Below are 22,143 nucleotides of genomic sequence, written 5' to 3' on the forward strand. Positions count from 1 at the left end.
TCAGGAGCGTCAAAATGGCCCGCCCCCGCGGAACGCTGCTCACCCGCGAGCGCATCGTCGAGGTGGCCGGGGCCCTGGTGGACGCCGAAGGGCTGGAGGCCGTGTCCGTGCGCCGGCTCGCCACCGAGCTGGGCGTCGCCGGGCCGTCGCTCTACAACCACTTCCCCACGAAGAACGAGATCCTCGACGCCGTCGCCGACGCGGTGGTCGCCCAGGTCGACGTGTCGTTCTTCGCGACGCACGAGTGGCAGGACGCGCTGCGGCTCTGGGCGTACTCGTATCGGGGTGTGCTGCTGCAGCACCCGAACATGGTGCCGCTGTTCGCCTCGGGCCCCGGCCGGCGGCCGGCCGCGCTCGCGATGGCCGACACCGTGTACGGCGGCCTGACCCGAGCGGGCTGGCCGCCCGCGCGGGCCACCCACATCGGCGCCCTGATGCGCTACCTCGTCACCGGCGCGGCGCTGGGCTCCTTCGCCCTCGGCTTCGACGAGGACCCCCAGGTGTACGCCGAGCGTTACCCCCACCTCCGCGACGCCCACCTGCTCGCCGAGCACCACCGCAGCGTCGACGAAGGCGCGTTCGAGCTCGGCTTGGAAACCGTGATCTCCGGCCTCGAGGCCATGAAGAACGGAGTGCTGCGATGAACCGGGACAGGTTGTACATCGGCGGCCGGTGGGTCGCCCCGTCGTCGGACGAGACGATCGCGGTGGAGAATCCGGCGACCGAGGAGATCCTCGGGCACGTCCCGGCCGGGACCGCCGGAGACGTGGACCGGGCCGTCGCCGCCGCCCGCGCCGCCTTCGACGGCTGGGCGGCCACCTCGATGGCCGAGCGCGGCGCCGTGCTCGGCAAGCTGCACGAGGCGCTGTCGGCCCGCGCCGCGGACATCGCCCGCACCGTCGGGCTCGAGCTCGGCACGCCGATCAAGATCGCCAAGGCGGTCCAGGCCGGTCTGCCGCTCGCGGTTCTCCGGGGGTACGCCGACCTGGCGGCCCAGCCCGTACGCGAGGAGACGATCGGCAACTCGCTGGTCGTGCGCGAGCCGGTGGGCGTGGTCGGGGCGATCACGCCGTGGAACTACCCACTGCACCAGGTCGTCGCCAAGGTGGCCGCGGCCCTCGCCGCCGGCTGCACCGTGGTGCTGAAGCCGAGCGAGCTGACGCCGCTGACCGCATACCTGCTGTTCGACGCGGCGGACGAGGCCGGGCTGCCGGAGGGCGTGCTCAACCTGGTGCCCGGCACCGGCCCGGTGGTCGGCGCCGCGATCGCCGGGCACCCGGACGTCGACATGGTGTCGTTCACCGGCTCCACGGCCACCGGCCGGGCGATCTCGCACGCCGCGGCCGACCGGATCGCCCGGGTCGCGCTCGAGCTCGGCGGCAAGTCCGCCAACGTGATCCTGGAGGACGCGGACGTCACCAAGGCGGTGAAGGTGGGCGTGGGCAACGCGTTCCTCAACTCCGGTCAGACCTGTACGGCGTGGACGCGCATGCTGGTGCACCGCAGCCACTACGACACGGCGGTCGAGCTGGCCGGGTCCGTCGCCCAGGCCTTCGTCACGGGAGACCCGTTCGACGAGGCGACCCGGCTCGGGCCCCTGGTCTCGGCGGCCCAGCGCGAGCGGGTACGCGGCTTCATCGAGCGCGCCGACGCCCGGCTCGTCGCGGGTGCTGCGCCCGTACCCGAGAAGGGATATTTCGTGGCGCCGACCGTCTTCGCGGACGTGGACCCGGACAGCGAGCTCGCCCAGGAGGAGATCTTCGGGCCGGTGCTGTCGATCATCCCGTTCGACGACGACGACCACGCGGTGCGGATCGCCAACAACTCGCGCTACGGGCTCGCCGGTGGCGTGTGGGGCAGCCCGGAGCGGGCGCTGGCGGTGGCACGGCGGATGCGCACGGGCGCGGTCGACGTCAACGGCGGCGCGTTCAACCCGCTGGCGCCCTTCGGTGGGTACAAGCAGTCGGGCATCGGCCGGGAGCTCGGCGTGCACGGTCTCGAGGAATTCCAGCAGACGAAGGCGATCCAGCAGTGACGGCATACATCCGCGCCCTCGTGGCGCGCGGCCCGGGCACGACGCCCGCGGTCGAGGAGATCCACCTTCCCGAGATCGGCCCCGGCCAGGTCCGCGTGCGCATCCGCGCGGCCGGTGTGTGCCACTCCGACCTGTCCATGGTCAACGGGACGCTCAGCCCGCCGTACCCGCTGATCCTCGGCCACGAGGCGGCCGGCGAGGTGGTCGAAGCCGGTGCCGGCGTCACGCGCGTCGCCCCGGGTACGCACGTCGCCCTCAACTGGTCCCCGCCGTGCCGCGACTGCTGGTTCTGCACCCACGGCGAACCGTGGCTGTGCTCGACCGCGAACGTGGCGGCGCTGGAGAACGGCAGCACGCTCGACGGGGCGCCGGTGCACGTGACGCTGGGGCTGGGCGCGTTCGCGGAGCAGGTGGTGGTGCCGGAACGGGCTGTCATCCCCGTACCGTCGGAATTGCCGTGGGAAAGCGCCGCGCTGCTCGGATGCGCGGTGCTGACCGGCACCGGAGCGGTGCGGAACACCGCGAAGGTGGCCGCGGGGGACTCGGTGGTCGTGATCGGCCTGGGCGGCGTCGGGCTGTCGGTCGTGACGGCCGCGCGGGCCGCCGGAGCCGCGTCGGTGATCGCGGTGGACGTGTCCGAGAGCAAGAAGGCCCTGGCCGAGGCGGCGGGGGCGACGGACTTCGTGGTGTCCGGCGAGACGCTCTCCAAGGAGATCCGGTCGCGCACTTCCGGCCGGGGCGCCGACCACGCGTTCGAGTGCGTGGGCCGGGCGGGGACGATCCGCGCGGCGTGGCGGGCCACCCGGCGCGGCGGGCAGGTCACGGTCGTGGGCATGGGCCGGGCCGACGACATGGTGCAGCTCAGCGCGCTGGACATCTTCTCGTCGGCGCGGACGCTGCGGGCCTCGGTGTACGGGTCGGCCGACCCGGACGCCGAGGTGCCGCAGCTCGCCCGCGAGGTGGTGTCCGGGGCGCTGAACCTGGACCACCTCGTCACCGACCGGATCGGGCTGGCCGGCGTGCCGGCGGCCTTCGAGCGCATGGCACGCGGCGAAGGCGCCCGCTCGGTGGTGGTGTTGTAGCCGTCAGCCGATGAGCCGGCGGAACTGGAGCGTCCGCGTGCGGAAGATCAGGCGTTCCGTCACGCGGCGCCCGGTGCCCGGCGCGTCCACCATCCGCCATCGGCCGACCAGGATGCCGACGTGGCCGCGCATGGCGACCAGGTCACCGACCCGGGCCGTACGCGGCGTGACCCGCTTCCCGCGCCGGGCCTGAGCCGCCGACGAGTGCGGCAGCCGGATGCCGACGACCCGGTACGTGCCCCGGGTCAGCCCCGAGCAGTCCCATGTCGACGGGCCGGCGCCGCCGTACGCGTACCAGTCGCCGCGCTGGGCGCGCGCGAACCGGACGACCCGGACCCGGGCCCGGGCGTGGCGCAGGGCCAGCTGGCGCCGGGTGAGCCTGGGTATCTTGCGCGTGACCACACGCGGTTGAAGCTTCTCTGCTGCCGTGACGCTCACCTTCTCCGGGGCGGACCGGGCCGCGTACGCGGGCACGGGAATCAGCAGGACGGCGACGGCGCCGGCGCAGGCGGCCAGGCGCAGCGGGCTAGCGGACAGGTGCGTCTCCTCGGTCGGCCCGGTTCCCTCCGCAACGCTGCGCAAGGCGAGGATCCGGGCGAAATGTCTGACTTCGGGACCGTAACCCCGGCCTGTCTTCGCAGGTCAATCCGCACAGCCCCGGCTCTTCGTCAAGGGGGCGCGCACGGCGGGAAACCCCGGCGGGCGCTCGCTCGTTGACACTGCCCGTGATCATCGGCTGACCGCGTTTTCGAGCAGGAAGTGGTCTTCCAACCGATCACCGTTATGGGTGATCTTCGCTGCACGATGGACAGGAAACCGACGAACCTCGTGCTGGCGCTCCTGGTGCTCTGCGGTCTGGCGGTTCTCCCCGGTACGGCGGCCCAGGCGGTCGCCAACGGGGAGAGCGTGGCCGACGGCAAGTACCGGTTCGCCGTAAAGCTCACCATGTCCGGCATCCCGACCGCAGACGGCGGCCGGCGCGACAGCTCCTGCTCCGGGGGCCTGATCTCGCCGCGCTGGGTGCTCACCGCGGGGCACTGCTTCCGCGACGAGCACGACAACCACGTGTCCCGGCCGGTCGCCCGGCGGACCACCGCCACGGTCGGCCGCGCTGACCTGCGCAGCGACGCCGGGCATGTCGCCACGGTGATCGCGGTGCGGCAGAGCGACAGCGCCGACGTCGCTCTCGCGGAGCTCGACCGGCCCATCACCGACATCCCCCCGCTGCGGCTGAACCGCAGCCGGCCCCGGGTCGGCGACAAGCTGCGGCTGACCGGATTCGGGCTGCTGAACGGCGCCGCGACCCAGGAGCCGAGCCGGCTGCATACCGGCCGGTTCCGGGTGACGTCGGTGCAGCAGGACGTGATCGGCCTCGCCGGTGCGGCACCGCGGGCCGACACCAGCCCGTGCCCGCACGACTCCGGCGGCCCGTACTTCTCCGAGGAGGCGGACGGCTCGGCGGTCGTCGTCGCGGTGGTGAGCCACGGCCCGACCTGCCCGCACACCGGCGCCGACCTCGGCGGCCGGATCGACACGATCGCGCGCTGGATCACCTCGGTCGTCGGTAAGGACCTCAAGGCTTCCCCGAGCGCCGCGGCATCGAAGTCGGGAGGCGGCAAGCGGTCGGCGGGCGGCGGAGCGGGTGCTGCCCCACCGCCCGCGGCCGACTCCGGCCTCGGTGGAATTCCGGCCTACCAGCTGGCCGTGCCGGTCGTCGCGCTGGCTGTCGGGGTGGTCGGGGTCGCGGCCTTGCGGCGCCGGGGGCGAACCCCGCGCGGTGGCGTGCACCGGCGCCGCTGAGCGGGCCTCACCGGGAGCGTGGGGACGCTGCGCGGCCTCACCGGGGGCGGCCTCACCGGGCGGTGGGCAGATGCCGGCAGAGCAGGTCGAGCTCCTCCTCGGTGTTGTAGTAGTGGACCGAGGCGCGGACGACGTCCGGCAGGCCGCGCGAGCGCAGGTGCCACTGTGCGTAGTCAGCGGCGCTCACGCTGGTGTTGATGCCCGCCGCTCGCAACGTGCGCTGAACCTCCGCCGCTTCCACGCCGGCGACGGTGAACGTGACGATGCCGCCCAGCCGGGCGCCGCGGTCGTGCACCGAGACGCCGGGACGCTCGGCGAGCCGCTCGCGCAGGCCGGTCGCCAGCGCGGTGATGCGCTCGGTGACCGCCTCGGCGTCCCAGGACAGGGCGTAGTCGGCGGCGGCGCCGAGGCCGAGCTTCGCGGCGTAGTTCGTCTCCCAGTTCTCGAAGCGCCGGGCGTCGGGGCGGATCTCGTACCGGTCGGGGGCCGGCCAGCTGGCGGAGTGCAGGTCCAGCAGCGGGGGCTCGAGCTGCTGGGCGAGGGCGCGGCGGGCGTACAGGAATCCGGTGCCGCGCGGGGCCCGCAGGAACTTGCGGCCGGTCGCCGACAGCAGGTCGCAGCCGATCTGTTCCACGTCGATCGGGAGCTGGCCGACCGACTGGCAGGCGTCGAGCAGGAACGGCACGCCGGCGGCCCGGGTCAGCCGGCCCACCTCCGCCGCAGGGTTCACCAGCCCGCCGGAGGTCGGTACGTGCGTCAACGCGACCAGCTTCACCGTGTCGTCGAGGCGCCGGGCGAGGTCGGCGACGTCGATCTGGCCGTGCTCGTCGTCGTCCACCAGCTCGACAACCGCGCCCGTACGGCGGGACACCTGCAGCAGGGCGATGACGTTGCTGGCGTACTCGGCGCGGGTGGTCAGGATGCGATCGCCCGGGCGGAAGGCGAAGCCGTAGAACGCCATGTCCCAGGCGCGGGTGGCGTTCTCCACCACGGCGATCTCGTCCGGGGCGCAGCCTACCAGCCGCGCGAGCGACCGGTAGACGTCCTCGACCCGCTCGGCCGCCTCGGCGGCGGCCTCGTAGCCCCCGATCTCCGCCTCGCGACGCAGATACGCGACGGCGGTGTCGGTGACCACGGCGGGCGGCAGGGCGGCGCCGGCGTTGTTCAAATGAGTGACATTGGCGCAGCCTGGGGTTTCGCGGCGGGCGCGGACAACGTCGATGGCAGCTTGTCGCAACATCTGTGTATGGTCTCCGAGGGATCGCCACTCAAGGGAGAGCCGTGACTACCACAAGTAGTGACGAGGATTCGACGGGGAGGATTCTGCGGCACGTCTCCGACGCCGCGGAACACATATCCGGCATCTGCTTCAAGACCGGCCCACCGCACCGGGTCGGCGTCGAACTGGAATGGACCACCCACCGCGCCGGGCTTCCCACGGCGCATCTGCGAGCCACCGCGTTGCGACCCGCGCTCGGGCCGCACGCACCCGCCGTCCTCGGCAACCGTGAGCCCGTGCCCCTCCCGTCGGGAGGCACGGTAACCCTCGAACCCGGGGGTCAGGTCGAGATCTCCTCCGCTCCGGCGGACTCCCTGACCTCGCTCCACTCGGCGGTCACCGCCGATCAGGCCTATCTGGCCGACCTTCTCGCCCGCTCCGGCATCGGCCTCGGTGAGTGCGGCCTCGACCCGCACCGGCCGCCGGTACGCATCCTCGACACCCCCCGGTACGCGGCGATGCAGTACGCCTTCGACCGCGACGGGACGTCGTCCGGGCACACGATGATGTGCAGTACGGCCGGCCTGCAGGTCTGCCTCGACGCGGGAACCGCCGCGCGGATGCCCGCCCGGTGGGCCGCGGCGCACGACGTCGGGCCGCCGTTGCTGGCCCTGTTCGCGACCTCGCGGATGCACGCGGGCGTCGACACCGGCTGGGCGAGCGGGCGGATGGCCGCCTGGCTCGGCATCGACCGGCGGCGCAGCGGACCCGTGCCGGACGGCGGTGACCCGGTCGCCGGCTGGATCCGCTACGTGCTGGCCGCTCCGCTGCTGTGCGTGCGCCGGCCCCATGGCCACTGGGAGGCACCGGCCGGCGTCACCTTCGCCGACTGGATCGGGGGAGCTCTGCCCGATCCGCCGACGGTGGACGACCTCGACTACCACATCAGCACGCTGTTTCCGCCCGTACGGCCGCGCGGCTACCTCGAGGTGCGCTATCTCGACGCGCAGCCCGGTCCTGAGTGGATAGCGCCGGTCGCCGTGCTCTGCACGCTGCTGTCCGACGACGCCCTCACCGATGCCGCCCGTGACCTCGCCGGTCCCGCGGCCGGCCGGTGGCAGGCCGCCGCCCGGGACGGCCTCGCCGATCCGGTGGTCGCGGCGTGCGCGGCCGACCTCGCCGACCTCGCCTGCCGGCACCTCGACCGGACCGGGCTGCCCCGGCCGGTACGCGACCGGGTGGGCGACATCGTCGGCCGGCGCCTCGAGCACGCCGGCGCCCGTAGCGAAGACCTGATCCGGTGACCTCCGGGCCGGCTTGCCGCGCCCGACGATGGAAGGACCCGCTTCGATGACCCATGACCTGCGGCTGACCGTTGCCGCCGAACTGGACCGCGCCCGGGCGCGTACCGCCCTGCTCACCGACGCCGTCGACGATGCCGACCTGGTCCGCCAGCACTCGCCGCTGATGTCCCCGCTGGTCTGGGACCTCGCGCACGTCGGCAACCAGGAGGAGCTCTGGCTCGTCCGGGACGTCGGCGGCCGCGAGCCGCTGCGCCGCGACATCGACGAGCTCTACGACGCCTTCAAGCACCCCCGGCGGGACCGTCCGGCCCTTCCGCTGCTCGATCCGGCCGAGGCCCGGGCGTACGCCGGACAGGTGCGCGACAAGGCCCTGGACGTGCTGGACCACGTACGCCTCGACGACCGTCCCCTGGTCGCGGGCGGGTTCGCGTTCGGCATGATCGTGCAGCACGAGCAGCAGCACGACGAGACGATGCTCGCCACCCACCAGCTGCGCGCCGGCGCACCGGTCCTGGACGCGCCCGCGCCGCCGCCGGCCCGCGTACCGGTCTCGGGCGAGGTGCTCGTTCCGGGCGGCCCGTTCACCATGGGCACCGATACCGAGCCGTGGGCGCTGGACAACGAGCGGCCCGCGCACACCGTCGACGTGCCGGCGTTCTTCATCGACGCGGCTCCCGTCACCAACGCCGAGTACGCCGCCTTCATCGAGGCCGGGGGCTACGACGATCCGCGCTGGTGGAGCGAGCGCGGCTGGGCGCACCGGCAGGACGCCGGTCTGACCGCACCGATGCACTGGCGGCGGGACGGCGACGGGTGGGCGTACACGCGGTTCGGGCGTACCGCGCGGATCGTGGCGGACGAGCCGGTCGTGCACGTCTGCTACTTCGAGGCCGAGGCGTACGCCGCCTGGGCCGGGCGGCGGCTGCCGACCGAGGCCGAGTGGGAGAAGGCGGCCCGCCACGACCCCGCCACCGGACGCTCCCGCCGCTACCCGTGGGGCGACGACCCGCCCGGACCCGAGCACGCCAACCTCGGACAGCGTCACCTCGCACCGGCCCCGGTCGGCGCCTACCCGCAGGGCGCGTCGCCGCTCGGCGTGCACCAGCTCATCGGCGACGTCTGGGAGTGGACGGCCTCCGGCTTCCACGGCTATCCCGGCTTCCGGGTCTTTCCGTACGCGGAGTACTCGCAGGTCTTCTTCGGCGGCGACTACAAGGTGCTGCGGGGCGGCTCGTTCGGCACCGACGCGGCGGCGTGCCGGGGCACCTTCCGCAACTGGGACCACCCGATCCGGCGGCAGATCTTCAGTGGGTTCCGCTGCGCCCGCGACGCCGGTCCGGAGGCCGGCTGATGTGCCGGCACCTGGCCTACCTCGGCGTCCCGGTGGCACTGTCCGAGCTGCTCCTCGACGCGCCGCACGCGCTCGTACGGCAGGCGTGGGCACCGCGGGACATGCGCGGCGGCGGCACCATCAACGCCGACGGCTTCGGGGTCGCCTGGTTCCCGCCGGGCGCCACCGAGCCCGTCCGCTACCGCAGCGCCATGCCGATGTGGTCGGATGCGGCCCTGCCGGCGCTCGCCGCCGCCACGACGTCGGGGGCGGTGCTGGCCGCCGTACGCTCCGCCACCGTCGGCATGCCGGTGACCGAGACCGCAGCGGCGCCCTTCACCGAGGGCCCGTGGCTGTTCAGCCACAACGGCGTGGTCCGGGGCTGGCCCGGTTCGGTGGTCAAGGTGGCCGACCGGCTGCCGGTTGAGGAGCTGCTCACTCTGGACGCGCCCACCGACGCGGCCCTGCTCTGGGCCCTGGTCCGCGACCGGTTGCGCGCCGGGGTGCCGGCACCGGAAGCCGTCGCCGAGGTGGTCGCGGAGGTGGCGGCCGCCGCGCCCGGCTCCCGGCTGAACCTGCTGCTCACCGACGGCGCGCGGATCGTCGCCACGACGGTGGGCCACGCCCTGTCCGTCCGCACCGCACGCGACGGCGTGCTGGTCAGCTCCGAACCCCTGGAACCCGGCGCCGCCTGGCAGGCCGTGCCCGAGGGGCACCTGCTCGTCGCCACCCCGTCCACCGTCAACCTCACCCCGCTAGGGAGATCGTGACCATGCTCGAGATCCACCTCGACGAGGACGACATCGACCGCGAGCTGCGTGCCGACGTACGCACCGGCCTGACCGCCACCCCGAAGTGGTTGCCGCCGAAGTGGTTCTACGACGCCCGCGGCAGTGAGCTGTTCGAGAAGATCACGCGGCTGCCCGAGTACTACCCGACGCGTACCGAGCGGTCCATCCTGGCCGAGCGGGCCACCGAGTTCGCGCGCATCACCGAGGCCAAGACCCTGGTCGAGCTCGGTTCCGGCTCGTCGGAGAAGACGCGCCTGTTGCTGGACGCACTGCTGCACCGCGGCACGCTGGGCGCCTTCGTGCCCCTCGACGTCTCCGGAGCGGCCCTGGAGGAGGCGGTGTACGGGCTCACGGCGGACTATCCCGGCCTGGTCGTCCGCGGGGTGGTCGGCGACATGACCCGTCACCTGCAGCACATCCCGGAGGGCGACAACCGGGTCGTCGCTTTCCTCGGCGGGACCATCGGCAACCTCGTCCCGGCCGAGCGCGCAACGTTCCTGTCGGCGTTGCGCGGGGTGCTGCACGAGGGCGAGTGGTTGCTGCTCGGCACGGATCTCGTCAAGGACCCGGCGATCGTCGTGCCGGCGTACGACGACGCGGCCGGCGTGACGGCCGACTTCAACCGCAACGTGCTGCGCGTCATCAACCAGCGGCTGGCCGCGGACTTCGATGTCGACGCGTTCGCCCACGTGGCGCTCTGGGACGCGGAGCGGGAGTGGATCGAGATGCGGCTGCGGGCCGGCAGCGCGCAGCGGGTCCACATCCGTGAGCTGGGCCTGACGGTCGACTTCGCGGCGGGCGAGGAGATGCGCACCGAGATCTCGGCGAAGTTCCGGCGCGACGGGCTGGAGGCGGAACTGGCCCGGGCCGGGTTCGCGTTGCGCCACTGGTGGACCGATCCGGCCGAGCTGTTCGGCGTCTCGCTGGTCCAGGCGGTCACCGTGGCCTGATGCCGCCGGCGGTCCGGGTCGCGGGGCGGCCCGGACCGGCGTGCGGTCAGTCGCGGGCCGTCAGCAGGGCCTTGATCGTCCTGGTCAGGGCCAGGCGCGCCGCCTCGGGGTCGAGGTCCATGGCGTCGCGCAGCGTGCCCCAGGTGGGCCACATGCTGGTGGCGGTCAGGGCGTTCAGCAGGTGCTCGTCGCCGCCGATCTCCCGGCCGAAGAGGGCCTGCAGCTCGTCGTGGACCCGGTCGATGTGGGCGCGGCGGTACGCCTGCAGGGCCGGCGAGAACGGCTCCTTGAGCGACGACGCCTTGGCCACCGGCGCGATCATCTCCAGCAGGCGGGCGCGCTGGTGGCAGTACGCCTCGATGCGGCGCTCGAGGGGCAGGTCTGCGGGGATCGGCTCGTGCGCCTCGTCGCGCTGCTCGAGGGTGAACTTGCCGCTGGCCGCGAAGAGCGCCTCCATGTCGGCGAAGTGGCTCCACAGGGCGCGCAGGGAGACGCCCGCCTGCTTGGCGATGCGGTCCGCGGTGGGACGCAGATCGCCGTCGCGCAGCAGCGTCAGGTGCGCCTCGACGATGGCGGCGCGGGTGCGCTCCGAGCGGGCCGTGCGGCCGTCGATGCGCTGGGGTGGACGTGGTGAGGCAGCCGGCATCAAGAACTCCGGTGGTGGTTTGACGGGGTGGGTGCGGCGGGCCGCATTCACGCGGTCCGGTAGCGGTTCAGCTCCCGGCGGGCCAGCGAGCGCTTGTGCACCTCGTCCGGGCCGTCGGCCAGGCGCAGGGTACGGGCGGCGGCCCAGAGCCGGGCCAGCGGGGTGTCCTGGCCGACGCCGGCGGCCCCGTGCGCCTGGATCGCCTTGTCGATGATCCACTCGGCCGTGGCGGGCACGATGATCTTGATCGCCTGGATCTCGGTGTGCGCTCCCTTGTTGCCCACGGTGTCCATCAGCCAGGCGGCCTTGAGCACCAGCAGCCGTGCCTGCTCGATGCGGACGCGCGACTCGGCGATCCACTCCTGCACCACGCCCTGCTCGGCGAGCGGCTTGCCGAACGGAACACGGCTCAGCGACCGCCGGCACATGAGCTCGAGTGCCCGTTCGGCCATGCCGATCAGCCGCATGCAGTGGTGGATCCGGCCCGGGCCGAGGCGGGCCTGGGAGATGGCGAACCCGGAGCCTTCCTCGCCGATCAGGTTGGCGGCCGGTACGCGTACGCCGTCGAAGGTCAGCTCGGCGTGGCCACCGTGGTCACCGTCGTCGTAGCCGAAGACCGTCATGCCGCGGTGGATCGTGAGGCCAGGGGTGTCCCGGGGCACGAGCACCATGCTCTGCTGCACGTGGCGGGCGGCGTCCGGGTCGGTCTTGCCCATCACGATGAAGATCTTGCAGTCGGGGTTCATCGCGCCGGAGATGTAGAACTTGCGGCCGGTGATGACGTACTCGTCGCCGTCGCGCTCGATCCGGGTGCCGATGTTGGTCGCGTCCGAGGAGGCGACCTGCGGCTCGGTCATCGCGAACGCCGAGCGGATGGTGCCGTCGAGCAGCGGGCGCAGCCAGCGCTCCTGCTGCTCCGGGCTGCCGAACTCGGCCAGGACCTCCATGTTGCCGGTGTCCGGGGCGGCACAGTTGAGGGCGGCCGGGGCGATGGACGGGCTGCGGCCGGTGAGCTCGGCCAGGGGCGCGTACTGGAGGTTGGTCAGGCCGGCGCCGTGCTCGCCCGGCAGGAACAGGTTCCACAGGCCGGCGAGCTTGGCCTGCGCCTTCAGCCGCGAGATGACCGGCGGGGGCGACCACTCGCCCGCGGAAGCCTCGTGGAAGCCGTCCTCCGCGGGGTAGACGTACTCGTCCATGAAGGAGAGCAGCCGCTTGCGGTAGTCCTCGGTCTTCTCGTCGAACGCGAAGTCCATCAGTTTGCCTCCAGCGTTCCGTCCAGCGACACGTGTCCCTGGGTGACGAGCGGTGCGACCATGGCGCCGACCGTGTCGAAGCCCTCACCGACCGTCTGTCCTTGAACGTAGCGGTAGTGCACGCCCTCGAGGATCACCGCGAGCTTGAACGCGGCGAAGCCCACATACCAGTGGAGGTCCGAGACGTCCCGGCCGGAGCGCTTGGCATAGTGGTCCGCCAGCTCCGTGAGCGCGGGGTGCCCGGGCACCGACAGTGGCGTACGGGCCGTGCCGTCCTTGGTGAGCAGCGGACGCCCCGCGTAGACCAGCATCAGGGCGACGTCGCTGAGCGGATCGCCCAGAGTGGACATCTCCCAGTCCAGTACGGCGTTGACCTGCAGCGCCTCCCCGATGAGCACGTTGTCGAGGCGGTAGTCGCCGTGCACCACCGCGCCGGGCCCGCCCGCCGGGATGTCCGCGGCCAGCCGGGCGTGCAGTTCCTCGATGCCGGCGACCTCGCGGCTGCGCGACGCGTCCAGCTGCTTCTTCCAGCGGCGGACCTGCCGCTCGTTGAAGCCCTCCGGCTTGCCGAAGTCACCGAGCCCGATCGCGGCTGGGTCGAGGGCATGCAGGTCGGCAAGAGTGTCCACGAGCGACAGCGTCAGCCGCCGCATGGAGTCCGCACCCATCGCCTCGAGAGCGGCGACGTCGCGATAGATGGCGCCGTCGACGTGCTCCATGAGGTAGAACGGCGCCCCGATGACCTCTGGATCGGTGCACAGCCGTACGGGCTTCGGCGCGGGGAAGCCGGCGCGGGACAGGGCGTCCAGCACCTTGTGCTCGCGAGCCATGTCGTGCGCGGTCGGCAGCACGTGCCCGAGCGGCGGGCGGCGCAGCACCCAGCGGTGGGTGCCGTCGGTCACCGCGTACGTGAGGTTGGACCGTCCGCCGGCGAACATGGTCGCGCTCAGCGGCGGCGAACCGAGGTACGCCTGAAGTCGCTCCAGGTCCAGGCCCCGCGGCCCGCTCATGACGCGGTCGCCGAGTCGAAGGAGCGCTGCACCTTGTTCATGCCGCCGAGCCAGCGGTCGGTCTCGGTAGCGCGGCGCTGGTAATACTCGGCCACCTCGGCGTGCGGCAGGATCAGGAAGCTGTCGCCCTGCACCGCCTCGGCCACGACGGCGGCGACCTCGTCGGGTTCCAGGGCGCCGGCCGCGAGCAGGTCCTTGCTGGCGCTCTCGCCGTCGCCGGTCAGCATGGCGGTGTTGACGCCCTGCGGGCACAGCGCCTGCACGGTGATGCCGCGGTGGGCGTACGTCGCGCGCAGCCATTCCGCGTAGCCCAGTGCGGCGTGCTTGGTCACCGAGTACGGCGCGGAGCCGAGCAGGGTGAGCAGCCCGGCGGCGGAGACGGTGAACAGCAGGCGGCCGCCGTCACCGTCCAGCCAGCGAGGCAGCAGGGCGCGGGACACGTACACATGGGACATGACGTTGACCTGCCACGCCTTCTCCCAGTCGGCGTCCGGTGCGTCGAACGAGCCGGAGGTGAGGATGCCGGCGTTGGCGCAGAACAGGTCGCAGCCGCCGAGCTCGTCCCAGGCGGCGTCGACGAGGCGCTGCACGTCCGCCTCGCTCGCCGCGTCGCCGGGCACGGCCAGGCCGCCGATCTCGGCCGCGACGGCCTGCGCCGCCGCGGCGTCGAGATCGTTGACGATCACCCGGGCGCCGTCGGCGGCGAAACGCCGGGCCAGGGCGGCGCCGATGCCGCCGCCCGCCCCGGTCACCACGACGCGCCGGGCGCTCACTGGACCGCCTGGGTCAGCAGGGTCGAACCGCCGTCGATCACGACGGTCTGCCCGGTGATCCAGGAGGCGTCCGGCGAGCACAGGAACGCGACGGCCCCGGAGATGTCCTCCGGCACGCCGAGGCGGCGCAGCGGGTACGTGGCCGCGACCTCCTCCTCGCGTCCCTCGTAGAGCGCGGTCGCGAACTTCGTCTTGACCACGGCGGGCGCGATCGCGTTCACCCGGATCTTGGGGGCCAGCTCGACCGCCAGCTCCTCGGTGAGGTGGATGAGCGCGGCCTTGGTGACGCCGTAGAAGGCGATGCCCGGCGCCGGGCGTACCCCCGAGACCGAGGAGATGTTGACGACCGAGCCGCCGGTCTCGGCCAGGCCGCCGCGCAGCGACTCCTGGACCCAGCCGAGCGCGCCGAGCACGTTGACGTCGACCATCTTGCGAGCGGCCCCCAGGTCCAGGTCGGCGAGCGGCCCGTACGCCGGGTTGATGCCGACGTTGTTGACCAGGATCGACAGCGGCCCGAAGGCGTTCCGCACGGTGTCGACCACCTCGGCGCGGTGCCCGGCGTCGTCGCCCTTGCCGGGTATCCCGATCGCCACGTCCGGGCCGCCCAGGTCCTTGACCGCGGTCTCCAGGGCCTCGGCGTTGCGTCCCGTGATGCACACCTTGGCACCCTCGGCGACGAAGCGCTGTGCGATGGCGAATCCGATTCCGCGACTGGCGCCCGTCACGATCGCGACGGCGCCCGAGAGCTTCGACATCCGGCCAGAACCCCCAATGATGTTGCAGTTGAAGTGCTGAATACTAGCGAGTAACTTTACCGCCGCCAACCCTGCAGCGGCGGGCGGACAGTCGCAAATGTCACGGTGCCGCGGGGATACCGTTCTGCGGCGGAACCGCCGGCGCGGCCGTGTACGGCTGCACGGGCCCGTCGCCGTCATCGGTCTCCAGGACGGTGCCGAAGTACGTCTGCTTGCCGCCCTGGACGCGGCTGAGCTGCATCCCGCCGTACCCGGAATGGTTGTCGGCGGAGAACCGCAGCGGGGCGAGCCCGGGGCCCTGGAAGCCGCCCTTCTCGACCGCGGCGACGATCCCGTCGCGGGTGAGGTCCTTGCCGGCCGCCTGCAGACTCTGCACGAACAGGTACGCCACGGCCATGCCGTAGACGATGTTGTTGTCGAACTCGGCGCCGCCGTTGTACTGCGTGTTGACCTTCTTGAACAGCTGGATCCACGGGTTGGCGTCGTCGTTGCTCAGCGGCAGGTAGTTGTCGGAGATCAGCCCCTCGGTCAGCGGCGCGGCCGCCCCGAGCTGCTTCGACAGCGTGGTCAGGTCCGCGCCGACCTGGGTCACGACGAACTGCGGCTTGAAGCCGATCTTGGCTGCGGTGCCGAGGCTCAGCGCCGTGAAGCCCGGCACGGTGGCCAGCATGACGACCTGACAGCCCGCCTGCTTGAGGGCGCCCATCTGCGGGCCGACGTTCGGATTGCTGGTGACGTACGACTGCTTCGCCGCGACCGGGCCGAGGACCTTCTCGATGCCGGCCAGGCTGTCCCGGCCGAAGTCGTCGTCCTGGCCGAGGAAGCAGACCTTCTTGCCGGCCTGCGTCTGCTTGACGTGGCTGGCGAGGATCTTGCCCTCGACGGTGTAGTCCACGTTGAACCCGAAGGTGCCCGGGTACTTGTCCGGCTGGTTCCAGCTGCGGCTGCCCGAGGCCACGAAGAGGTCGGGCACCCGGTTGGTCTTGAGGAAGTCGAGCACGCCGGTGTGGGTGGGCGTACCGAGCCCGTTGAGGATCGCGAACACCTTGTCCTGCAGCACCAGCTCGCGCACGACCTGCTGGGTGGTCGCCGGGTTGTAGGTGTCATCCATGATCTTGTACGTGATCTTCCGGCCGTGCACGCCGCCGGCGGCGTTGACGAAGTCGAAGTACGCCTTGGTGGCCGGCGCGATCTTCGAGTAGCCGGCGGCGGCCGGGCCGGTCAGCGGCATGTGGGTGCCGACAAGGATCTCGGTGTCGGTCACGCCCGGGGTGTTGCCGCTGCTCCCACCCCCGCCGCCGTCGCTGCAGGCGGTCGTGGCGGCGGCCAGGGTCAGGACGGTAAGGGTGGTCAGAAAACGTCTCATGCCTTACTCCTCATGCGTCGGAAGGGTCGGAGGGATGCGATGCCGCCGGGAGCGGCGAGCATGACGACGATCAACGTGATCCCGAACAGCGCCAGCGGGAGGTTGCCCTCGAGCCGCTGCACCTCGATGCCGTCGGTGACCGTGTGCGCCAGGGCGGGCAGCGCGACGAGCAGCACCGCGCCCCAGACGGCGCCCGCCAGGCTGCCCAGGCCGCCGATGACGATGGCCATGACCAGGAAGAGCGACAACGACAGCGGGAAGGCGCCGGGGGAGACGCTCTGGGCCAGCACGGCGACCAGTGCGCCGCCGAGCCCGGCGCAGGCCGCGCTCACCACGAAAGCCAGGACTTGGGTACGGGCAACGCTGACGCCCGCGAGCCGCGCGGCGGTCTCGTCGTCGCGTACGGCCCGCATCTCACGCCCGAAGCGGCCGCGGACGAGCACCGCCAGCGCGAGCATCGTCACGAGGGCGCCGGACCAGCACAGCCACGCCTGCCACTGCTCGACCGCGATGGTGCCCGGCGGCGGGTTCAGGAGCACGGACAGGCCCTGGTCGCTGTTGAACGTACCGTCGAAGGTGCTGGTGATCGCCGGAACCACCACCGCCACGGCGAGCGTCAGCCCGGCCAGGTAGGGCCCGCGCAGCCGGGCCGCCGCCAGGCCGACCACCGCGCCCACCAGTGTGGTGATCGCGACCGCCGCGACGACCGAGACGAGCAGCGCCCCGGCCAGCTTCTCCTGCAGCAGGGCGACGGTGTACGCGCCGGTCGCCATCAGCGCGCCGTGCCCCAGCGACAGCTGCCCGTTCAGGCCTGTGAGGACGGTCAGGCCGGCGGTCACGCACAGGTACGCCCCGACGGTCGCGAGCTGATAGGTGCGAAAGGGCGGCAGCACGTACGTCAGGGCGACGATGAGGACCGCCGCGCCGATCGTCCACAGAAGATGACGCCATCTCATACGGTTCTCGCCGCCGATCGGGAGAAGAGGCCGCCGGGACGGCCGAGCAGGACCACGACCAGGAGCACCAGCACGGCGATCGGCGCGACGGTGGCGCCCAGATAGCCGCTCACGTACGACAGCAGCAGTCCCACGATCAGGCCGCCCACCACCGAGCCGACCGCGCTGTCCAGGCCGCCGACCACCGCCGCGGTGAACGCCGAGACGAACACGATGTCCATGGCGTTCGGATGCAGGCCCAGCTCGGTCGGCAGGACCAGCATCCCGGCGAGCGAGCCCACCGCCGCGGCCAGCGCCCAGCCCAGCGTGAGCATCCCGCCCACGTTCACGCCGAGCAGCCGCGAGACGTCCGGCGCGAAGGCCGAGGCGCGCATCCGCAGGCCGGTGGCCGTCCGCGTGAACAGCAACGCGAGCCCCGCCACGACGACGCCCACGGCCGCGAAGACGAAAAGGTCGAAGCGCGACAGCAACGCCACCCCGCCGACTGTGAACGCGTCCCGGCTGAACGGCGCCTGCGCCGGCCGGAACTCGCTGCCGTAGATCATGCCGAGCACGCCCTGGATGACCAGCACCAGGCCGAGCGCGACCACCACCCCGTTGAGCGGCGAGGAGTGGTCGACGAAGCGCATCACCACCCGCTCGGTGGCTGCGCCCAGCGCGATGCCGGCCACGATCGCCACGGCGAATCCCAGCCAGTACGAGCCGGTCGCCGCGGAGACGGAGTAGCCCGCGTACGCGGTGGCCACCGCCATCGCGCCCTGGGCGAAGTTGACGATCCTCGTCGCCCGCCAGATGAGGACCAGGGCCAGGGCGAACGCGGCGTACACCGCGCCCCGGCTCAGGCCGTCGAACGTGAGGAACACGAAGCGGTCCAAGGCCCCTCCTTCTCAGAATCCGAGGTACGCGTGGCGCAGCTCGTCGTCGACCGACGTGCCGCGGCTGACCACGCGGCCGAGGGACAGCACGACGGCCTCGTCGGCGACGGCCAGGGCGCCGCGGACGTTCTGCTCGACGAGCAGCACGGTGAGGCCGCTGCTGTCCCGCAGGGTGCGCAGCAGCTGCATGATCTGCGAGGTGATCCGTGGCGCGAGCCCCAGCGACGGCTCGTCGAGCAGCAGCAGCCGCGGCCGCCCGACCAGCGCGCGGCCCAGCGCGAGCATCTGCCGCTCCCCACCGGACAGCTGGTGGCCGGGGAAGCTGCGGCGGCGGGCGAGCGGCTCGAACAGCTCGTACACCTCGTCCAGGGCGCGTCTCGCGTCCGCGCGATCCTTGCGCCACAGGCCGCCGAGGCGCAGGTTCTCGTCCACGGTCAGCTCGGTGACGACGCCGCGGCCCTCCGGCACGTGCGCCACCCCGCGGCGCACCATCTCCTCGACCCGGACCCCGCGCAGGTCCTTGCCGTCGAGCAGGATCCGGCCCTGGGCGGCCGGCAACAACCCCGAGAGGGTACGCAGCAGAGTCGTCTTCCCGGCCCCGTTGGCCCCGAGGACCGCGGTGATCGAGCCGGCGGCCACGTCCAGGTCGACGTCGTGCAGCACCGGAGCAGCGCCGTACCCGGCGGTGAGGCGCTCGGTGCGCAGCAGGGCGCTCACGCGGCGGCACCCAGGTAGGCGTCCGCGACGGCCTCGTCGTTGCGGATCTCCGCCGGCGTCCCGTGCGCGACCGGCCGGCCGAAGTCGAGGACCAGGATCTCGTCGCAGACCGCCATCACGAGATCCATGTGGTGCTCGACGAGCAGCACCGAGCACGACAGACCCTCGATGAGCTCCCGCAGCTCGTCGATCTCCCCCGCGCCGAGCCCACCCGCCGGCTCGTCGAGCAGCAGCAGCCGGGGGTCGGACACCAGGGCACGCGCGAGCGCTACACGTTTGCGGAGCGCGTACGGAAGCTTGCCGGGAAGCTCTTGGGCCCGGGACCCGACGCCGCACCGCTCCAGCGCGGCCATCGCCCGGTCGGTCTTGCCCGGCGCGGCGACCAGCACGTTCTCCAGGACGGTCATTCCGGCGAAGAGGCCGACCCCCTGCAAGGTGCGCGCGATGCCGAGCCGGGTCAGCCGGTGCGGCCGGGGTCGCAACGGGCGGCCGTCGAGGGTCAACGAGCCGCTCGTCGGGGCGACGAAACCGCAGACGACGTTGAACAGGGTGGTCTTGCCGGCGCCGTTGGGGCCGATGACCCCGACGGTACGGCCGGGCGGTACGCGCAGCGACACGCCGTCGAGGGCCACGAGCCCACCGAAGCGGACGCCGATCTGGTCGAGGGCGAGACCCGGGGTCTCGGCGGTGGACTGTGTCATCGTCACCTCGATGTCCTAAGGGGAGGGCGGTTGGGGTGATCGAATTAATGACACCTGGAGCGTAAATTCCTGCGGCGGCAAGTCAATGTGCTGCCGGCACAGCCGTCACGGCATTCGGGCAGCTCAGGCTGGTCGTGGGGCACAACTCGACGCGGGCGGCAGAACGACTAAATACACTGCGAGTGTAAATTCTCCGACGCATCGGCGTCAATCGATCAGCGCTGGTCCCGGGGCAGCCGGCCGCCCGGCGAAATGCCGTCATCCTTCGGCGCCGCCTGACGAGAGATGCTCATGACCGACTTCCTGCCGTACGGCACCGCCAAGCCGCTGCGCACCCATGCCCTCGTGGCGACCGTGGCGCTGGGCTTCGCTAAGCCACGCCGACCGGGCGGAACTGGACGCTGATCCGCGGGCCCACCGGCTTGGCCGTCTTGGGGATGGCGTGCTCCCACGTCCGCTGACAGGAGCCACCCATCACGATCAGGTCCCCGTGCCCCTGAGGGAAGCGCAGCGTCCCGGCCCCACCCGCCCGCGGCCGCAGCATCAGGTTGCGGGGCGAGCCGAAGGACACGATCGCCACCATCGTGTCCTCCCGGGCGGAGCGCCCGATGGTGTCGCCGTGCCAGGCCACGCTGTCACGGCCGTCGCGATACAGGCACATGCCGGCCGTCACGAACGGCTCCCGCAGCTCGGCCCGGTAGTACGCGGACAGCATCTCGCGAGCCTCGGCCAGCACCGGATGCGGCAGCCGCTCGCCGGGGCCGTACCACCGCAGCAGGCGCGGCACATCGACGACGCCGTCGTACATCTGCCGCCGCTCGGCGCGCCAGTCGACCTCGGTGCGGAGCGTCTCGAAGGCCTCGTCGGACCCGTGGACCCAGCCGGGCAGCACATCGACCCAGGCGCCGGTCGTGAGCGGATGCCGGACAAGGCGGCCGGGTAGCGCCTCGAGCGTGGCCTCGGCGCCACCCATCATGTCGAGCATCGACGGCTGATAAGCACTCACGGCGCCACTGTACAGCGCGTTAGAACGCTTGTGCGACTGCTCAGGGTGGTCTCTGCGTAAGTCCGGCCTGTCCTGGCACCTCAACGTGCAGACTCCCAAGACATGGGCAACCACCCGTTCGAAGCGGCGTTCACCCTGAAATGAGCCGCCCCCGATTCCGGCCGTCCCTAGCGGTGCGAGCAGCGGCAATGCTCCTGCTCGCACCACTGCTGGCCGCATGCACCGACCCGCCAGCCGACGGCCTGACCGGCACAGCCGCCTCCCTGGACGACACCGGGCGCGGCGAGTCGCCGATCGACAAGGGCTGGATCATCGCCGTGCCCGCCGCGGCCGTCGACGACCTGTGGAGCACCACCGGCAACAAGCCGATCGGCCAGCAGGACCTGCCGCACATCGATGCGCGGCTCAGTCGTGACCAGGTGACCCAGGCCGGCGGCGTGGTCGCCGCCCTCGACGATGACGGCGAGTTCGTCCTACCCGCCAGGGAAGGCCCACACTTCCTCTGCCATCTCGAACGCGGCGAGAGTGGGCAGGAGTGGGCTCGAGGCTGCGCGTTCCTGACCCTGCCCGCGTCCGGGGAACTGAGGATCACCGACGGAGAAGGCGGCTTCTCCGCCCAGGTGAAGAAATAGCGGTTCCGGGAGCCGGCGACGGCTCATCCTTGGTAGGCCGGCTTCTGAGGGCGAGCACGTCATCACCGTCATCGCCCCTGACTCCGCGGGCCAGACCAGCACGGCCACGGTCCGGATCAGGGTCACCAGGTCGATCTCCCTCAGCGGCGGGGCGAGCTACAAGATGGTCAAGTCCGGCCCGTCCTGGCACCTCACCGTGCAGACTCCCAAGACATGGGCAGCTCGGCGGGTCCACGGACGAACGAAGTTCACCCTGACATGAGCCGGTCCCACTTCCGGACATCCCTCGTGGTGCGAGCAGGGGCAATGCTGCTGCTCGCACCACTGGTGGCCGCATGCACCGGCCCGTCACACCACGACGGCCTGACCGGCAAAGCGGTCGCCGTGGACGACACCGGGCTGGGGGATTCACCGATCGACGAGGGCTGGATCATCGCCGTGCCGGCCGCGGCCGTCGACGACCTGTGGAGCACCACCGGCAAAAAGCCGATCAGCCAGCAAGACCTGCCGTACATGCATGCGCAGCTCACTCGCGACCAGGTGACCCAGGCCGGCGGGGTGGTCGCCCCCCTCGACGATGACGGCGAGTTCGTCCTACCCGCCAAGGAAGGCGCATACCTCCTCTGCCATCTCGAATCGGCCGATATCGGGGGCGGCGAGGTGATTCAGGGCTGCGGGTTCCTGACCCTCCCAGCGTCCGGCGAACTGGAGATCTCCCGCGGAGAAGGCGGCTTCCGCGCTCGGATGAAGGACTAGTCGCAGGTGCGAACGCCCCGGCGACGACGCCACGCGTGCTCGCAGGGATAGCCTCGACGAATGTCGTCGATCCGCCCGATCGCCGTGGCCGTGCCACGTCGTGGCGACGACCTGCTCGTGTTCGAGTACCACGACTCCACGAGTCTTCCACGCATTCGGCCGCGACGGGCACGAGCTCGTTTTCGT

23 protein-coding genes are annotated in these 22,143 nt (G+C 72.1%); 10 read left to right on the forward strand and 13 right to left on the reverse strand.

All coding sequences use genetic code 11. The features are described 5' to 3' along the window. The first annotated feature begins 14 nt into the window (after positions 1–14). Genes ACIBO8_RS05075 through ACIBO8_RS05085 form a run of 3 tightly spaced genes read left to right on the forward strand, consistent with a single transcriptional unit; the run spans position 15 to position 3,117 of the window. Positions 15–644, forward strand: coding sequence for a TetR/AcrR family transcriptional regulator (locus ACIBO8_RS05075; protein ID WP_396113764.1), 630 nt, complete (start codon positions 15–17; stop codon positions 642–644). Further along, a complete protein-coding gene (locus ACIBO8_RS05080; RefSeq protein ID WP_396113765.1) occupies positions 641–2,035 on the forward strand; it encodes an aldehyde dehydrogenase family protein in 1,395 nt (464 codons plus the stop codon). The genes ACIBO8_RS05075 and ACIBO8_RS05080 overlap by 4 nt, the downstream gene beginning before the upstream one ends. Beyond that, positions 2,032–3,117, forward strand: coding sequence for an alcohol dehydrogenase catalytic domain-containing protein (locus ACIBO8_RS05085; protein ID WP_396113766.1), 1,086 nt, complete (start codon positions 2,032–2,034; stop codon positions 3,115–3,117). The genes ACIBO8_RS05080 and ACIBO8_RS05085 overlap by 4 nt, the downstream gene beginning before the upstream one ends. Positions 3,118–3,120: 3 nt before the next feature. Here the strand turns inward: ACIBO8_RS05085 and ACIBO8_RS05090 are convergent, their stop codons facing one another. Then, entirely contained in the window at positions 3,121–3,699 is a 579-nt protein-coding gene (locus tag ACIBO8_RS05090; RefSeq protein ID WP_396113767.1) for a C40 family peptidase, read from the reverse strand. Positions 3,700–3,921: 222 nt separating this feature from the next. Here ACIBO8_RS05090 and ACIBO8_RS05095 point away from each other — a divergent pair, with 222 nt between their 5' ends. Beyond that, positions 3,922–4,917 (forward strand): S1 family peptidase, encoded by a 996-nt coding sequence (locus ACIBO8_RS05095; RefSeq protein WP_396113768.1) that lies wholly within the window; start codon positions 3,922–3,924, stop codon positions 4,915–4,917. A gap of 52 nt (positions 4,918–4,969) precedes the next feature. Here the strand turns inward: ACIBO8_RS05095 and ACIBO8_RS05100 are convergent, their stop codons facing one another. Next, on the reverse strand, positions 4,970–6,157 hold the full coding sequence (locus ACIBO8_RS05100; RefSeq protein ID WP_396113769.1) for an aminotransferase class V-fold PLP-dependent enzyme: 1,188 nt from the start codon (positions 6,155–6,157) through the stop codon (positions 4,970–4,972). 41 nt (positions 6,158–6,198) lie between these two features. On the opposite strand from ACIBO8_RS05100, the gene egtA reads away from it, so the two are divergent. The 4 genes from egtA to egtD are packed head-to-tail and all read left to right on the forward strand — an operon-like array spanning position 6,199 to position 10,511. After that, entirely contained in the window at positions 6,199–7,440 is a 1,242-nt protein-coding gene (gene egtA / locus ACIBO8_RS05105) for an ergothioneine biosynthesis glutamate--cysteine ligase EgtA (RefSeq protein ID WP_396113770.1), read from the forward strand. Positions 7,441–7,486: 46 nt separating this feature from the next. Next, positions 7,487–8,791, forward strand: a complete 1,305-nt coding sequence (egtB, locus tag ACIBO8_RS05110; RefSeq protein ID WP_396113771.1) for an ergothioneine biosynthesis protein EgtB — start codon at positions 7,487–7,489, stop codon at positions 8,789–8,791. Further along, positions 8,791–9,540, forward strand: coding sequence for an ergothioneine biosynthesis protein EgtC (egtC, locus tag ACIBO8_RS05115; RefSeq protein ID WP_396113772.1), 750 nt, complete (start codon positions 8,791–8,793; stop codon positions 9,538–9,540). The genes egtB and egtC overlap by 1 nt, the downstream gene beginning before the upstream one ends. A 2-nt stretch (positions 9,541–9,542) precedes the next feature. Then, the gene (egtD, locus tag ACIBO8_RS05120; protein WP_396113899.1) at positions 9,543–10,511 is read left to right on the forward strand and encodes an L-histidine N(alpha)-methyltransferase; all 969 of its coding nucleotides are present in this window, start codon (positions 9,543–9,545) and stop codon (positions 10,509–10,511) included. 46 nt (positions 10,512–10,557) lie between these two features. Here egtD and ACIBO8_RS05125 read toward each other — a convergent pair whose 3' ends face one another. The 11 genes from ACIBO8_RS05125 to ACIBO8_RS05175 all read right to left on the reverse strand — a co-directional run bounded on the left by ACIBO8_RS05125 (position 10,558) and on the right by ACIBO8_RS05175 (position 20,548). Further along, positions 10,558–11,157: a TetR/AcrR family transcriptional regulator gene (locus ACIBO8_RS05125; protein WP_396113773.1), complete on the reverse strand. Its 600-nt coding sequence runs from the start codon at positions 11,155–11,157 to the stop codon at positions 10,558–10,560. Between the two features lie 47 nt (positions 11,158–11,204). Next, positions 11,205–12,410, reverse strand: coding sequence for an acyl-CoA dehydrogenase family protein (locus ACIBO8_RS05130; protein WP_396113774.1), 1,206 nt, complete (start codon positions 12,408–12,410; stop codon positions 11,205–11,207). Continuing rightward, positions 12,410–13,420 (reverse strand): phosphotransferase family protein, encoded by a 1,011-nt coding sequence (locus tag ACIBO8_RS05135; protein WP_396113775.1) that lies wholly within the window; start codon positions 13,418–13,420, stop codon positions 12,410–12,412. The genes ACIBO8_RS05130 and ACIBO8_RS05135 overlap by 1 nt, the downstream gene beginning before the upstream one ends. Beyond that, entirely contained in the window at positions 13,417–14,193 is a 777-nt protein-coding gene (locus ACIBO8_RS05140) for an SDR family oxidoreductase (protein ID WP_396113777.1), read from the reverse strand. Before ACIBO8_RS05140 ends, ACIBO8_RS05135 begins: the two co-directional genes overlap by 4 nt. Continuing rightward, positions 14,190–14,948 (reverse strand): SDR family oxidoreductase, encoded by a 759-nt coding sequence (locus ACIBO8_RS05145; protein WP_396113778.1) that lies wholly within the window; start codon positions 14,946–14,948, stop codon positions 14,190–14,192. The genes ACIBO8_RS05140 and ACIBO8_RS05145 overlap by 4 nt, the downstream gene beginning before the upstream one ends. Before the next feature lie 100 nt (positions 14,949–15,048). Continuing rightward, complete coding sequence (locus ACIBO8_RS05150) at positions 15,049–16,314, reverse strand: ABC transporter substrate-binding protein (RefSeq protein ID WP_396113779.1); 1,266 nt, start codon at positions 16,312–16,314, stop codon at positions 15,049–15,051. Then, positions 16,311–17,270 carry a branched-chain amino acid ABC transporter permease gene (locus ACIBO8_RS05155; RefSeq protein WP_396113781.1) on the reverse strand — a complete coding sequence of 320 codons (960 nt, stop codon included), beginning with the start codon at positions 17,268–17,270 and terminating at the stop codon, positions 16,311–16,313. The genes ACIBO8_RS05150 and ACIBO8_RS05155 overlap by 4 nt, the downstream gene beginning before the upstream one ends. Then, positions 17,267–18,145, reverse strand: coding sequence for a branched-chain amino acid ABC transporter permease (locus ACIBO8_RS05160; protein WP_396113782.1), 879 nt, complete (start codon positions 18,143–18,145; stop codon positions 17,267–17,269). Before ACIBO8_RS05160 ends, ACIBO8_RS05155 begins: the two co-directional genes overlap by 4 nt. 12 nt (positions 18,146–18,157) lie before the next feature. Further along, on the reverse strand, positions 18,158–18,862 hold the full coding sequence (locus tag ACIBO8_RS05165; RefSeq protein WP_396113783.1) for an ABC transporter ATP-binding protein: 705 nt from the start codon (positions 18,860–18,862) through the stop codon (positions 18,158–18,160). Beyond that, positions 18,859–19,563: an ABC transporter ATP-binding protein gene (locus ACIBO8_RS05170; protein WP_396113900.1), complete on the reverse strand. Its 705-nt coding sequence runs from the start codon at positions 19,561–19,563 to the stop codon at positions 18,859–18,861. The genes ACIBO8_RS05165 and ACIBO8_RS05170 overlap by 4 nt, the downstream gene beginning before the upstream one ends. Positions 19,564–19,933: 370 nt before the next feature. Further along, positions 19,934–20,548 carry an alpha-ketoglutarate-dependent dioxygenase AlkB gene (locus ACIBO8_RS05175; protein WP_396113901.1) on the reverse strand — a complete coding sequence of 205 codons (615 nt, stop codon included), beginning with the start codon at positions 20,546–20,548 and terminating at the stop codon, positions 19,934–19,936. Positions 20,549–20,757: 209 nt separating this feature from the next. On the opposite strand from ACIBO8_RS05175, the gene ACIBO8_RS05180 reads away from it, so the two are divergent. After that, a complete protein-coding gene (locus ACIBO8_RS05180) occupies positions 20,758–21,201 on the forward strand; it encodes a hypothetical protein (RefSeq protein WP_396113784.1) in 444 nt (147 codons plus the stop codon). 306 nt (positions 21,202–21,507) lie between these two features. Then, the gene (locus ACIBO8_RS05185; RefSeq protein ID WP_396113785.1) at positions 21,508–21,957 is read left to right on the forward strand and encodes a hypothetical protein; all 450 of its coding nucleotides are present in this window, start codon (positions 21,508–21,510) and stop codon (positions 21,955–21,957) included. The last annotated feature ends 186 nt before the right edge of the window (positions 21,958–22,143 follow it).

The sequence above is a fragment of the Actinoplanes sp. NPDC049681 genome, from assembly GCF_044465265.1.
In the GTDB taxonomy this organism is placed as follows: domain Bacteria; phylum Actinomycetota; class Actinomycetes; order Mycobacteriales; family Micromonosporaceae; genus Actinoplanes.